The organism is Roseovarius sp. S88, from assembly GCF_037023735.1.
GTDB lineage: Bacteria > Pseudomonadota > Alphaproteobacteria > Rhodobacterales > Rhodobacteraceae > Roseovarius > Roseovarius phycicola.
This window is the reverse complement of record NZ_CP146069.1, coordinates 36,588-50,130: the sequence shown is the minus strand read 5'-3', so window position 1 is coordinate 50,130 and position 13,543 is coordinate 36,588. Positions and strand designations below refer to the sequence as shown.

Genomic DNA, 13,543 nt, shown 5'->3' with positions numbered 1-13,543 from the left:
CATCGTGCCATGCCTTACGGTGTCTGACAACGTACGGTCGGCTTGTTTAAGCTCTTGTTCACCATAATCACGGAGTGTGGTCACATTCGTTAACAGGCGTGGTGGAGACCGGCACATGAGCCTGGCCAATAAACTTGCTGAGGAACGTCGCGCTCGGCTGGCCGCAGAGCGTTTGCTAGAGCAAAAGCAAGCTGAGCTTCAGGCGGCCAATCGCAAGCTGGGTAAACATGCCAAGGCACTGAGCGACGAAATCGTTGAAACGCGCGCCGAAGTACAGAACGTGCGCGACGAAAATGCACGTGTGAGATCTGATCTGACGCTCGCCCACCAAAAGGTCGAAATCGCAGAACGTCGGTTGTGGCATTCCATTCAGACTATTCAGGACGGGTTTGCCTTCTTTGACGGTGAAAGCCGGATGATCGCCGCCAATCAGGCCTGGCTTGCTGTGTTCGATGGTCTTGAAGAAGTGAAACCGGGCATCAGTTACATCGAAATTCTGCAATTTGTGACAGAAGAAGGCATCGTCGATATTGGCGATGCCAGGCCAATTGAATGGCGCGAAAGAATGCTCGACCGGTGGCAAACTGCGTCACCTGAACCGGCGATCATTCAACTCTGGAGCGGACAGTATATCAAGCTTATCGACCAGCGTGGCGCCGGTGGGGATGTGGTCAGCCTAGCGCTCAATATCACCGACACAATCAAGTATGAGCAACAGCTCAAAGACGCTCGGCACAAGGCCGAAGCGGCCAACCGTGCCAAATCTTCCTTCCTCGCGAATATGAGCCATGAAATCCGCACACCGATGAATGGTGTTGTTGGTATGGCCGAGCTGCTCTCAGATACCACGCTTGATGACGAGCAAATGCTGTATGCCAACACCATAAAGAACTCAGCCGAAGCGTTGCTCGTGATCATCAATGATGTCTTGGACTACTCCAAGATTGAGGCGGAAAAATTGATTCTGAGGGAAGAAGCGTTTGATCTGGAACGCTGTATCCATGAGCTTGTCATGCTGTTGCAGGCCAACGCGCGCGACAAGGGGATCGACCTTTTGGTGGACTATGACTTGTTCCTGCCAACGGGCTTTATGGGAGACCCCGGTCGCATTCGTCAGGTTATGACGAACCTTCTTGGCAATGCCGTGAAGTTCACAGAGTCGGGCCATGTCCTTGTCCGTGTCGTAGGCATACCTGGAAAAGGCTCTGACAAGACGCAGATCAATGTCACAATTCAGGATACGGGCATTGGCATTCCCCACTCAAAAATCGGCCATATTTTTGGTGAATTTAATCAGGTTGAGGGTGAAACCAATCGCAAGTTCGAAGGAACCGGACTTGGCCTGGCGATTTCGCAAAAACTGATTTCGCTGATGGGGGGCAATATCTGGGTCGAGTCAATTGAGGGCGAAGGATCCACCTTCGGGTTCTCACTCAAATTGCCGCGTGCTGACACGTCCAACACCGAAGTCGTCGGGGTGTCAGAACACATTCGCAAGGTTTTCATTGTCGAGAGCCATGCATTAACCAGGTCAATACTGGAGCGTCAATTTGGGACGCTTGGTGTGGAAACCATTTGCTGCGAAAGTGCGGAGATTGCTGTTGAGAATATGAGCTCTGATGTCGATCTGGTTTTGACAGACCATGTCATGCTGCACATGGACGGCATTGAGCTTGCCGAGGCGCTGCACAGTTTAGGCCATGAGGTGCCTGTCATCCTTCAAACGTCGAATACCCGAAGTGCGGAACAAGACCCTGGTCGAGAACACCTGCACGCGATACTGCAAAAACCCGTTCCAAGAGCCGAACTCTTCTCAGCGTTGGCAGCACTGCCCGCACGTTCACCTGACATGCCGGAGGTAGATACCGTCGTAGAATCTTCTGACGAAACCGAGCCGCGGCAAATGCGTGTTCTTGCGGCGGAAGACAACAAAACCAACAGGCTGGTTTTTACCAAGATGCTGAAAGACCTCGATCTTGATGTCCAGCTGGCGGAGAATGGAGTAGAGGCGGTGGATCTCTATCAGAGCTTTGCACCGGATCTCGTGTTCATGGACATCTCAATGCCCGAAATGGACGGCAAAGAGGCCACGCAGCGCATTCGTGATATCGAAATGGAAACCGGACGGCATGTGCCCATCGTGGCTATGACAGCGCATGCGATGGATGGGGATTCAGACGATATTCTAGAGGCAGGCTTGGATCATTATCTGACGAAACCTCTGAACAAACTGGATCTGATCGACCATGTGCTCGAAGCGTGTCCTGATGAAGCACGTAAACCAGAGCTTGTTCAATCGGTGGCGTAGTCTCGTAGGAATACTGGCCGACCTTCCGTTGATGCGCTGGGATCAAATGCGTAACCGCCAGTGTCGAAGTCCTTCAATGCATCGGGCTCTGTCAGCCGGTTCTGAATGATGAACCGCGCCATCGCACCCCGCGCTCGTTTGGCAAAAAAGCTGATGACTTTGGGCGCGCCGTCTTTCACTTCCATAAAGACCGGTGTGATCACCTTGAGCTTTAGCGCGTTCTGATCGACAGCCCCAAAATACTCCTGACTGGCGCAATTCACCAAGAAATCTGTTCCTACGGCATCGGCCTGTATGTTCAGCGCTCTTGAGAGTGTATCCCCCCAAAATTCGTAAAGCGATTTGCCTCGTTTTGTCTTGAGGCGACTGCCCATTTCGAGCCGGTAAGGTTCAATTTCATCAAGTGGACGCAATAGACCATAAAGACCTGAGAGAATGCGCAGATGATCTTGGGCCCAGGCTATCTCGTCTTGATCAAGACTTGCCGCCTCAAGCCCCTGATAGGTGTCTCCGGCAAAGGCATAGGCCGCCTGTTTCCGGCTCATCTTGCCGAAATCGCGGAACCGCTCGGCATTCAAAGCCGCAAGGGTGTCGCTTATCCCCATTAGTTTTTTCAGATCACCGGATTTGAGTTTGCGCGCGGTCTGAACAAGCGTTTCTGTATCACCCATGAAGTCAGGTTCTGTTCGGGGCGCACCCTCGACTCGATCCATGTCCAGTTTTTTCGCCGGTGAAACAACGATCAGCATGTGCACCCCCAATAATAGCTCTTGCCTCTGACTTAGTCCGCCATCTGCAGAACGTCCAGAAACGCAGGGCCAAATCTTTGTGTTCGTTTGTCCCCCAGTAGACGTTCCAGATCGGTAAGTGTTCTGGGTCGAGTTGAAACAACCCGTGCCAAAAGAGATGCCGAACAGCTTAGGGGTTTTTCCATACCGTCTTCGCCGCGCGATAAATCGGCCTGAACTTCGAGCAGGCGGTCATACAAAATACCAGTTTCCCGCCCCGCCATTTTACGGCGTCGTGGGTGCATGTCTTCGGCCTCACCATTGATCACCTCCAAAAACGCGGCACCGTACTGTTCCAGCTTTTTGCTCCGACGCCACTGACCTTTGCCATGCCGTCCAGCGTTGCAGGCCGGGTTTCTGCCATTTCGATCAGAGTGCGGTCGGTGAAGACAATATAGGCGGGAACCTTGGCGGCTTCGGCAAAGGCCCGGCGCTTAGCCTTGAGTGCTGACAAAAGCGGGGCGTCTTCTTCTGAGACCATCGCTTTGGCTGCCGGGCGGCGCGATTTGGTAACAAGTGTGTCGCGCCGTAGTGTGATGTTTGCTTTGCCCTTCAGGATGGGTACGGCTTTGTCGGTCATGCGTAGCGCACCGTGGCGCGACGGGTCCGGACGGACCAGATCATGGCCCATCATCTGCCGGAAAACCCCCTGCCAAGTGCGCTTGTCAGTGTCTTTTCCGACGCCAAAAGTCGGAAGCTGATCATGTCGACGAACACGCACCTTGTCGGTCAGCGTGCCGCACAGGATATCGATCAGGTGACCCGCACCGAAATACTCGTCCGTTCTGAGAATAGCGGATAGAGCTTTGCGGACTTCCTGGGTCCCATCAAAAACCTCGGGCGGTGTCTGGCATGTGTCACAGTTTCCACATGGTTCAGCGGTTTCTCCAAAGTAGCTCAGCAATGCTTGTCGCCGACATGTCTGGGCTTCGGCCAATCCCAAAAGCGCATTGAGCCGCGCGTGATCGGCGCTGCGTCTTTCTGGTGCTGCGAGGCCTTCATCAATTTGGCTGCGGCGCAACCTGATATCGTCGCCCCCAAACAAGGTCAGCGTATCAGCTGGCGCGCCATCCCGTCCGGCGCGGCCGATTTCCTGATAGTAGGCTTCGATGGACTTCGGAAGATCAGCATGCGCCACCCAGCGGATGTCGGGCTTGTCCACGCCCATACCAAAGGCCACCGTGGCGACGACAATCAACCCGTCTTCTTGCGCAAACCGGGCTTCAACCTCGCGGCGCAATTCGGCCTCCATCCCGCCGTGATAAGCACAGGCGCTATGCCCTGCGTCGCGCAGAGCTTGCGCCAATGTTTCGGTCTTGGCTCTCGTGCCGCAATAAACAATGCCACTTTGCCCTTCTCGTGCTGCGGCAAATTCCAGGATCTGCTGGCGTGGAGAGGACTTTGCTGCAAATGCAAGCCGGATATTCGGTCGGTCAAATCCCTTCAGAAAGATCTCGGGTGGCTCGCCATCAAAGAGTTTTTCGATGATTTCGTCACGGGTTTCGGCATCTGCTGTGGCTGTGAACGCCGCCATGGGCACATCCAACGCTCGGCGCAAATCGCCTATGCGTAGGTAGTCGGGCCGAAAGTCATGGCCCCATTGGCTCACACAATGGGCTTCGTCCACTGCGATCAACGACACACCAATCCGGCGCAGCATTCCCAGGGATGATCCCGCGGCAAGGCGCTCTGGTGCAATGTAAAGCAATTTTAGCTGCCCGCTCTCGAGCGCGTCCCATACGGCCTGCGTTTCTTCCTCGGTATTACCAGAGGTCAGCGCCCCGGCATTCACACCCACGGCACGAAGCGCACGCACCTGATCGCGCATCAAGGCGATGAGCGGTGAGATCACTACCGTAACACCATCGCGCATCAAGGCGGGCAGCTGGTAGCAAAGAGATTTCCCGCCACCGGTTGGCATGATCGCAAGGGTGTTATTGCCAGCGGCAACTGTCTCTACAATTTCACCCTGTCCAGGGCGAAACGCGTCGAATCCAAAGATATCTTGCAACAGCGTGGCAGCGCACTGCATTTGAGGCCTGTAAGTTTTTGTTCTGCTCTTACAGGAGACCTTTTCACATTAATGTCCGGTTAATCAACCTGAGATCAGCCACAATATGTCAATCGGTTCCCGCCGCACAGAAGCTCTGGAAGAATGAAATCCCGCAGAGATAGCAAAATGATAAATGCCACCAGAGGAGCGAGGTCCAGCGGATGGGTGTTGGGCAGAAAACGGCGAATTGGCGTGTAAATCGGCTCTAACAGCCGATTTAGCCCGTACCAGATTTGCGCCACGAACTGTTGGTGCAGGTTGAGAACCTGAAAACTGATCAGCCAGCTCATGATGATATGGATGATCATAATGAAAAACGCGACATCAAGGATCAGGCCGATAGGCCCCGCGATTGCCTGCATCTGTTTGGTTCCCTTCCAGTGTTGATCCTAGGTAATCAGGGTCGCGAAAAACCGCAAGGTTTACGCGAGGTCGTGGGTTGACGTGGATGTATTCTACGTCAACTTCAGAGGGGCTAACTGCAAAGGATTACCCCCATGTATCCTGTCTTCAGAATGGTGTGGCAAATATTCAAGGTGCGCAATGCTACTCCGCTCAAACTCGGAGAGGTGCATATCTCGCATCATATCTGCCTTCCCTGGGACATAGACATCTGGATGGAACTCAATAACGGGCGGACACTGACGCTCTATGATTTAGGGCGCATCCCATTCGCAATCCGATCTGGGCTCGTAAAGGTAATGCGGAAAGAAAACTGGGGTTTGACCATGGCTGGTGCAAGCGTGCGCTACCGGCAGCGCATAAGGATGTTCGAGGTGGTTGAAATGCGCTCTCGTGCTGTCTTTTGGGATGCGCGTTTCATGTATATCGAACAGTCGATGTGGAAGAAGAACGGTGAATGCGCAAACCACATTGTCTACCGTGCTGCGGTAACAAGCGATGCCGGTATCGTCGCGCCCGTGAACGTCGCGGAAGCAATGGGGGTTGATCTTCAGCCGCCGCTGGCTCCTGAATGGGTAGCAGCCTGGATTGCAGCGGATCAGGTGCGTCCATGGCCACCCATGCAAGAAGACCTTGCCACTCCAAGCTGAAGCTAGTCATATCGCTCTGCACAAGGGGGCAGTATGGCTCAGGTTTCGGCACGCAAGCGCATTTGGGGTTGGTTCTTTTTCGATTGGGCCAGCCAGCCCTACAACACGCTACTGATCACGTTCATCTTTGCCCCGTTTGTAAAAGAACTGGTTGAGGACGGCGCGCAGGCGCAGTCAGTTTGGGGCTTTACGGTCGGGGCTGCAGGGCTGACGATTGCGCTTGTCGCTCCCATTCTAGGGGCAATCGCGGACACATATGGCAACCGGTTGAAATGGATCTGGTTTTTCTCTGTGTTCTACATTCTCGGTGCGGCAGGCATATGGTTTGCCAACCCTGAGGAACTTTCACTTTGGCTCGTTTTGCTGTGTTTTGCTCTGGGCCTGATCGGCATGGAATTTGCCACGATTTTTACGAACTCCATGCTGCCCGATCTTGGGACACGACAGGAAATCGGCCGGATTTCCGGAAAGGGCTGGGCTTTCGGATATCTGGGCGGGTTGGTTGCCCTTTTGATCATGCTCGCCTTCTTTGCAGAAAACGCCGAAACCGGACAAACCATGCTAGGCCGCGCGCCCGCTTTGGGGCTTGACCCTGAGGTGCGCGAAGGAACGCGTTTCGTTGGGCCGCTCACGGCGATCTGGTATGCGCTCTTTATGATCCCGTTCTTCCTTTGGGTAAAAGACCCAAAGATATCTGCGCCGGAACGAGGGGCGTTCAAAGCTGCGATGCGTGGTTTGGGAAACACAATCCGCAGATTGCCCCAGACGCCGTCATTATTTGCATTTCTGGCGTCTTCAATGCTGTACCGCGACGCTTTGAATGGCATGTATTTCTTCGGAGGAATTTATGCCGCAGGTGTGTTGGGCTGGAGTGTCGTTGACACCGGCGTGTTTGGTATTCTTGCGATTGTGTCCGGCGCATTGTTTGCATGGCTGGGCGGGTTCGCTGACGATTTCATTGGTCCCAAACCGGTCATCCGGATTTGCATCCTTGTGCTATGTGCCGTTGCGATCTCGATCGTGTTTGTGTCCCGCGACAGCGTTTTTGGCATCGCGGTGGATCCTTCATCGAGACTTCCTGATCTGGCATTCTATGTCGTGGGCGCAGTAATCGGCGCGGCGGGAGGTGTCATTCAGTCGGCCAGCCGCACCATGATGGTGCGACAGGCCAGGCCGGATCGAATGACCGAAGCCTTTGGTCTCTATGCACTCGCAGGCAAGGCCACCAGCTTTCTTGCGCCGCTTGCTGTTGGGATCGCCACCGGGCTGAGCGGAAGTCAGCAAATCGGGGTAACGCCTTTGATTGTTCTTTTCCTGGCGGGTTTGCTGCTGCTACGCTGGGTGCACACGGAAAAGGAAGATGCATGATGCGACATTTCCTGAAAGGGACGTCCCTGGCCATTCTGTTGGCGGCTTGCAGCGCATCAACCCAGGAAAAGTCAGAACTCTTTGAACCCGTTCTCTCGACGCAAAGCATCCCGGTCTCCATGCAGGGTGTTGAGGCGCGGCAGCTCTTTAGCGCCAAGCCGAATGCATCTCAGCAAAGTACAGCTCCCTTTGGAGGATATGCCAAAGGATGTTTGGCAGGGGGGTCCAACTGGCCGAGACCGGCCCGACATGGCAGGCGATGCGGCTCAGCCGCAACCGCAATTGGGGACATCCGGAAGCGGTTGATTTTGTGCAAAAACTATCACGTTTTGCGGCAACACAGCCCGGCTGGAAAGGGCTTTATGTTGGTGACATCAGTCAGCCGCGCGGTGGTCCGATGTTGACCGGTCACAGGAGCCATCAACTTGGCTTGGATATTGACGTCTGGATGCTGCCTCCGAAGCGATTAAATTTGAACCGGGCTGAACGCGAAAGCATATCGTCCATTTCCCTTCGGCGCGCCAACGGTGCCTATACCAATGACAATTACACGCGCCAACACCACGAGATCATGAAAGCCGCGGCCAAGGACCCGCGTGTGGCGCGGATATTTGTGTTTCCAGGCGCTAAGGTACGGATGTGCAAGGAAGAGAAAGGGGATCGGGCGTGGCTTCGGAAGATACGGCCTTGGTATGGGCATCACTATCATTTCCATGTGCGGCTGAAATGCCCCAAAGGAGCTTCGGGATGTGTGGATCAGGCGGCACCGCCTGCTGGGGACGGGTGCGCTGATGCCGAACAGTGGGTGAAAAACATCCTGAACCCGCCGCCACCTGACCCAAATGCACCGCCGCCCAAGCCACGCAGAGAGCTGCGTATGCAAGACTTACCGCGCCAATGCGTGGCAGTGTTGCAATCTCAGTGACGCCACATCCTGTGGATAAAATATAGGCAACCGCTGCATTTTGTTTTGACAAGCACAAAATCTGTGGCAGGCTATGAGTGAGTTCAACAATCGAAAGGAGGTGATCCAGTGTCTATAAAGGGATTGGAGAGAGGTGTCGGAACAGTCAGGGAGGACCGCGTCTAGGGCAGACCTTGGGCGTGTTGACCCACTGATTGGCTCGGCCTAACCGGCCCGCCTCCGAAAACTTTAGGGGCCGCTCCGTAGTCTGGAGCGGCCCTTTTAGGTGTCAATTTCCCACGTCGGTATTGCGTCGGTATAACGTCGGTATCGCGTCGGTGCGAAGTCAGTGTGTAACGAAGAGTCATGTTGAAGATCAATGATCAGATCACGATTGAGGATTGGGAACTGACCGAGCACTTCGTGCGCGCATCGGGACCCGGTGGTCAGAATGTCAACAAGGTGGCTACGGCGGTTGAGTTGCGGTTCGAGGCGGAGCGGTCTCCAGGCCTGCCCGATCCGGTTAAACGTCGTTTGCGCCGACTGGCAGGGCGACGGTGGACCAAGGAAGGTGCGGTTGTGATTCAAGTGTCCGAAGAACGGTCACAGGCGCGCAACAGAGAGATCGCCCGCGAGAGGCTTGCCGCACTTATCCGAAAAGCCTGCGAAAAACCCAAGCGCCGCATTCCAACGAAAGTTTCGGCCAATCAAAAGCGCAAACGGGTTGAGGCGAAAAAGAAGCGCTCGGAAGTGAAGGCCCTGAGAGGCCGGATAGACGACATATGAGAACCGGAACGCAGAGAGGGGTTCGGGTGCTGGTTGGAGCATCGCTTCTTTCCGCCGTCCTGGGATCCATCCATGCGTTTTCGGTTTTCCTCGAACCCTTGGAAACTCAATTTCAGGCATCGCGCGGTATGGTCAGCCTGACATATTCCGGCGCGCTTATTTTTCTCTCTTTGATGGTGCTCTTTGGACATCGCATCTATGGACGAGCGTCTGCGCCACTGCTGTGCCTTTTTGCGGTTCTGCTGGGTGTTGTCGGCGCAAGTGTTGCTGCCTTTTCGCAGACACTTTGGGGTGTTTGGATCGGGTTCAGCCTCTTCTTCGGGCTGGCCAACGGGATTGGATACGGGTTTGGTCTTCAGATCTCCGCTCAGGTCAACCAAGGGCGCGAAGGGATGGCGATGGGCGTGGTCACCGCGGCGTATGCTCTGGGCGCTGTTGTGTCGCCGATCTTGTTTGAACACGGCTTTTCCAACGGTGGTTTTAAGACCGCCATGATGGGTCTTGCGCTGACAATACTTGGTGTCGGCTTGATGTCTGCGATCTTGATGCGCGGCATTCACTACGTCGCATCAACGCGTACCAGCCATAGCGCGAATGCCACGGATGTTTGGCAGATGTGGCTTGCCTATTTCGGTGGTGTCATGGCTGGCTTGATGGTGATCGGTCATGCCGCCGGGATTGCCACGACGTTTGATCCCAACAGGGCCATGTGGGTCGCGCCCGCTGTCGTTGCTGGATGCAACCTAGTTGGGAGTTTGTTGGGTGGGATGGCTGTGGACCGAATGGCAGCCCGATGGGTCGTTGGCGGGTTTGCAATGATCACCGCTGGCGCACTTCTTTTGTTGGCCGTTGTCGGTGCCCCGGCCATCTTGATGTCCCTGGGTCTGGTGGGGTTCGCATATGGCGGGACAATTGCCGCTTGGCCGTCCATGATCTCAAAACGCGTTAGCATGGCTCAAAGCGCCAAGACTTATGGCCGCGTGTTTACCGCGTGGGGCATTGCCGGTGTTGCAGGACCTTGGCTTGCGGGAACGCTTTATGACGGCACCGGATCGTATGGAATTGCCTTGGTGATCGCTGCTATGTTTGCTGGGGTTTCAGTTGTGATGTCTGGTTGGATCCTAAGATCAGGGGTTCAAACCTCTTAGGTGCCCTGCAACGGAACGATCGATATTTCTCGATCTTGGGCGCCTGCAATAAGACGCCTGATCTGTTTTTGCGCGCTGTAAAAGCCGCGTCCCGTTTTCCGCCGTCTGATATCATGCCCTACAAACACGGCCGTGCCGCCGGTTTCGGCGACAAGATCAAGTAACTCCATTTGTCGCGTCCAGCCGGGAAAGGCTTTGTGTTGCATGTCGGCGAAGCTGAGGTTTGCGAGGCATTTGTCGGCTGGGACGTCTTGGTAAATGCGCGCCGCTGGATTGTCAGGATCAGCACTGCGTGGGCCATCGGTGCGGATAATGTCGAACCGTTCGGCCAATGCCTTGCGCGTTTCCGGGGTCGATGCGTGGAACGGGCAGCCAAAGCTGCGTGCAGGAAAGCCAAGCGCACGGTGCTCTGCAATGCCGCGGTCCACTTCATGCGCGAGCCAATGGGCCAAACCATGGCGCCTCAGATATTGATCCAGGCGCGGGTGGGTTCTGGTGTGGTACGCAATTTCATGCCCGTCGCGCTGCAATAGATGCAGCCCCTTGATCTGACTGGGTGTGGCGTTGTGGAGGTGGCTGATGCAGAACGTGACACGCGCATTGAACGCGTCGAAAACGGGACGTGTGGCGCACCAATTGTCCACAAACAAATCATCAAACGTCAAACATAGTTTCCCCGGCATAAAGCCAGTTCTAACCGGGCTTTATTGCATTGCCTACACAGCATCTGCGTATTTGCCATAGGCGTCATAGCCGTATGGCCGTAATGCGCTGGGAGAAACGCGCGCAAAAATAAGACCTGTGATATGTTGGCCTGCGCTGTGAAAGAGGCGGAGGGACTCTGTCACCTGGGTTTTGCCGGTTTTATTCCAGAGCACAGTAAAAAGGATGGCATCAGCGGAGCGCGCAATCAGGCGCGCATCGGGAACCGCAAGTGCAGGTGGCGTGTCGATTACGATGTGATCATAGTGCTGGCGCAGGTCCTGGATGAGGGTAGCAAAGGCCTCTGACGCAAAGAGGTCGGCGGCGTTTCGTGTGGCAGGCGCACCAGAGAGGATGTCGATCCCAAGCTCGGGCGGGTGGTAGATCGCATCCTGAAGGCGCGCTTCATTGAGCAGCACGGATACTAACCCGGTTTCAGGAAGTTCACGAAAATACTCTGGCAGGGTGCTGGCGCGGATATCAGCCCCAAGCAGCAATACGCGACGGTTCAGGCCAGTCAGTGAGTGGGCCAGTGCCAGAGCATTGGTGGTCTTGCCCTCGCCAGGCAGGGCCGATGTCGAGACGATAACTTGTGGCGGGTGATCGGGGTCGGACAACAGCAGAGAGGTGCGCAGATTGCGAAACGACTCTGCGGCGGCAGAGGTTGGGTTGTTGACCAGATTGGCCAGAAGTTTCGGGCGTACCCGGGTCGGCAGAGCAGGGATTTGACCCAGCACGGGATATCCGGTCGTATCTTCAATGTCCTGCAAGGTTTGGAAGCTGTTGCGCAAACGTTCTCGCATCAGAACGATCAGAGCACCAAGAGCAAGACCTGCCAGAGCTGACAACGTCAGGATGCGCAACGTGCGGGGCTCTGACGGGCGCAGCGGGATGACGGCACGCGACAGAATGCGACTGTCTGCTTGTTGAATGCCTTGTTGAGCGGCTGTTTCGTTGAACCGGGCAAGGAAGTATTCGTAGAGCACACGCGTGGCTTCGGCCTCTCGAGTGAGTTGTTGAAGTGTGATAAGATCCTGGTTTTGCGTGGAAATCTGCCGCATCAAGTCTTGTTCGGAGGCGCGCAGAGAACTAAGCTGTTGGTCAATCCGCGTCAAGTCCTGTTGCTTTTTCGGCTGACCAGGCTTTGTATCTGACAGCTCGGCGGTGAGGGTGTTTTGCATGCCGGTGGCCGTGACGATGCGCTCTCGCAGCTCCTTGGCCTGACGTTCCAGAAGACGCAGCGCATTGGTTGAAATCAGCTCGGTGTTTGCATTGAAATTGGCGACTTTGCTTTCGGCCTCTTGCAGGGTGAGTTCGAGCTCTTGGACCTGTGTGCCGAGCCATGCTGTGGCTTGGTGCGTGGCCTCTCGTTTCACGGCCACCTGGTCCTCGACATACGCTTCGGCCACCGCGTCAGCGATGGCGGCGGATTTGTCGGGGTCAGTGGATGACGCGGTGATGCGGAAGACGAGGCTGGAGCGCACGTTGGAGATCGAGATTTGCGACAGAAGGGCGGAAATGACCCGGTCTTCCATCCGGCGGGGGTCTAACCCGTTTTGCTTGGCAACTGCAGATGCGAAGACAAGCGATTTTATCCGGCTGATCAAGGTGGGCGGTGCGAGTGTGAGGTTGAATTCCGGATCCTGGATGAGGTCGAGACGCGCAGCAACTTTGCCCATAAGCCCGCGGCTGCGCAGGACTTCGAGTTCGGAATTGATTTCAGAACTGTCTCCGGACAAGCCCGCAGCGACGCTTTGCAGGTCGACGATTTGTTCCTGATTGGGCTCGAGGATGATGACCGACGTGGCACGGTAGATCGGGGTTGCCACACCTCGGGCGTAGTAGCCGCCCAAGGCCGTGACACCAACAAGTGTGACCACGATCATCCATTTGCCACGCCACAAAGCGGACAGGATGGCACCGAAATTGATTTCCTCGCGATGCGGGTCAGGCGCGTCTTGCCTGTTAGCATAAAAGGCACGCCTTTGTCGGGGGTCAGATACGGTCAAGATTGGGGTCCGATCCTGAAGGTTGCAGGATGTTGGATCATGCTTGACGCGTAACCATTTCTTAACCTTTCCGACAACAGAATTTGGATGACAGGGCTCCGCATTTTCAAACCAACTTAACAACTTTAGAAAGAATAATACATCATGATAACACGTTTTGCATGTGTTTTCTTTTTGATGTGGTTTGCCCGTCCTGCCATTGCGGAAGACGGAGTGCGGGATGTGGATTGCTCCTCGTTGTCCGACGCTGCGTTGCCTGAATGCCTTGACCTTCCAGAAGCAGATCAACCGATTACCAATTTTGCGCCTGTGGTGGCGCCACTTGCCGGTGTCGCCGCGGCCCTTGGAGGCGTGTTGGGTGCAGGCGGGTCAAGCCCGTCAACAACGTCCACCAGTTCAACCGGCACGAAATGAGTGACACCCTT

The 13,543-nt window shown here is 55.2% G+C and carries 10 protein-coding genes and 2 pseudogenes; 7 read left to right on the top strand and 5 right to left on the bottom strand.

What is annotated here, in order from left to right; translation table 11 throughout:
- The first annotated feature begins 115 nt into the window (after positions 1–115).
- Positions 116–2,308 carry a response regulator gene (locus RZ517_RS00235; RefSeq protein WP_338549502.1) on the top strand — a complete coding sequence of 731 codons (2,193 nt, stop codon included), beginning with the start codon at positions 116–118 and terminating at the stop codon, positions 2,306–2,308.
- On the opposite strand, the gene yaaA is transcribed toward RZ517_RS00235, so the two are convergent.
- From yaaA to RZ517_RS00220, 3 genes and pseudogenes are all read right to left on the bottom strand, one after another.
- Positions 2,293–3,057, bottom strand: coding sequence for a peroxide stress protein YaaA (gene yaaA / locus RZ517_RS00230; RefSeq protein WP_338549501.1), 765 nt, complete (start codon positions 3,055–3,057; stop codon positions 2,293–2,295). The genes RZ517_RS00235 and yaaA overlap by 16 nt on opposite strands.
- 32 nt (positions 3,058–3,089) lie before the next feature.
- A pseudogene (gene recQ, locus RZ517_RS00225) lies at positions 3,090–5,128 on the bottom strand (DNA helicase RecQ).
- Positions 5,129–5,202: 74 nt separating this feature from the next.
- Positions 5,203–5,511 carry a YggT family protein gene (locus RZ517_RS00220; protein WP_317056577.1) on the bottom strand — a complete coding sequence of 103 codons (309 nt, stop codon included), beginning with the start codon at positions 5,509–5,511 and terminating at the stop codon, positions 5,203–5,205.
- A 135-nt stretch (positions 5,512–5,646) separates the two neighbouring features.
- Between RZ517_RS00220 and RZ517_RS00215 the strand changes: the two genes are divergently transcribed.
- The 5 genes and pseudogenes from RZ517_RS00215 (at position 5,647) to RZ517_RS00195 (ending at position 10,407) form a co-directional block, all read left to right on the top strand.
- Positions 5,647–6,201 carry an acyl-CoA thioesterase gene (locus RZ517_RS00215; protein ID WP_338549500.1) on the top strand — a complete coding sequence of 185 codons (555 nt, stop codon included), beginning with the start codon at positions 5,647–5,649 and terminating at the stop codon, positions 6,199–6,201.
- A 33-nt stretch (positions 6,202–6,234) separates the two neighbouring features.
- On the top strand, positions 6,235–7,569 hold the full coding sequence (locus RZ517_RS00210; RefSeq protein ID WP_338549499.1) for an MFS transporter: 1,335 nt from the start codon (positions 6,235–6,237) through the stop codon (positions 7,567–7,569).
- Between the two features lie 119 nt (positions 7,570–7,688).
- Positions 7,689–8,494: pseudogene (mepA, locus tag RZ517_RS00205) on the top strand (penicillin-insensitive murein endopeptidase).
- A 345-nt stretch (positions 8,495–8,839) separates the two neighbouring features.
- Positions 8,840–9,259: an alternative ribosome rescue aminoacyl-tRNA hydrolase ArfB gene (arfB, locus tag RZ517_RS00200; protein WP_338549498.1), complete on the top strand. Its 420-nt coding sequence runs from the start codon at positions 8,840–8,842 to the stop codon at positions 9,257–9,259.
- The gene (locus RZ517_RS00195) at positions 9,256–10,407 is read left to right on the top strand and encodes an MFS transporter (RefSeq protein WP_338549497.1); all 1,152 of its coding nucleotides are present in this window, start codon (positions 9,256–9,258) and stop codon (positions 10,405–10,407) included. The genes arfB and RZ517_RS00195 overlap by 4 nt, the downstream gene beginning before the upstream one ends.
- Here RZ517_RS00195 and RZ517_RS00190 read toward each other — a convergent pair.
- The gene (locus tag RZ517_RS00190) at positions 10,404–11,072 is read right to left on the bottom strand and encodes a DUF2334 domain-containing protein (RefSeq protein ID WP_338549496.1); all 669 of its coding nucleotides are present in this window, start codon (positions 11,070–11,072) and stop codon (positions 10,404–10,406) included. The two genes, RZ517_RS00195 and RZ517_RS00190, sit on opposite strands and share 4 nt — an antisense overlap.
- Before the next feature lie 51 nt (positions 11,073–11,123).
- Positions 11,124–13,118 (bottom strand): polysaccharide biosynthesis tyrosine autokinase, encoded by a 1,995-nt coding sequence (locus RZ517_RS00185; protein ID WP_338549495.1) that lies wholly within the window; start codon positions 13,116–13,118, stop codon positions 11,124–11,126.
- A 144-nt stretch (positions 13,119–13,262) separates the two neighbouring features.
- Between RZ517_RS00185 and RZ517_RS00180 the strand changes: the two genes are divergently transcribed.
- Positions 13,263–13,532, top strand: coding sequence for a hypothetical protein (locus tag RZ517_RS00180; protein ID WP_338549494.1), 270 nt, complete (start codon positions 13,263–13,265; stop codon positions 13,530–13,532).
- Positions 13,533–13,543: the final 11 nt, after the last annotated feature.

Coding starts and splice junctions, on each gene's coding strand:
- RZ517_RS00215 (WP_338549500.1), top strand. CDS start 5,647: ATGTATCCTGTCTTCAGAATGGTGTGGCAAATATTCAAGGTGCGCAAT.
- yaaA (WP_338549501.1), bottom strand. CDS start 3,057: ATGCTGATCGTTGTTTCACCGGCGAAAAAACTGGACATGGATCGAGTC.
- RZ517_RS00180 (WP_338549494.1), top strand. CDS start 13,263: ATGATAACACGTTTTGCATGTGTTTTCTTTTTGATGTGGTTTGCCCGT.
- arfB (WP_338549498.1), top strand. CDS start 8,840: ATGTTGAAGATCAATGATCAGATCACGATTGAGGATTGGGAACTGACC.
- RZ517_RS00195 (WP_338549497.1), top strand. CDS start 9,256: ATGAGAACCGGAACGCAGAGAGGGGTTCGGGTGCTGGTTGGAGCATCG.
- RZ517_RS00220 (WP_317056577.1), bottom strand. CDS start 5,511: ATGCAGGCAATCGCGGGGCCTATCGGCCTGATCCTTGATGTCGCGTTT.
- RZ517_RS00210 (WP_338549499.1), top strand. CDS start 6,235: ATGGCTCAGGTTTCGGCACGCAAGCGCATTTGGGGTTGGTTCTTTTTC.
- RZ517_RS00235 (WP_338549502.1), top strand. CDS start 116: ATGAGCCTGGCCAATAAACTTGCTGAGGAACGTCGCGCTCGGCTGGCC.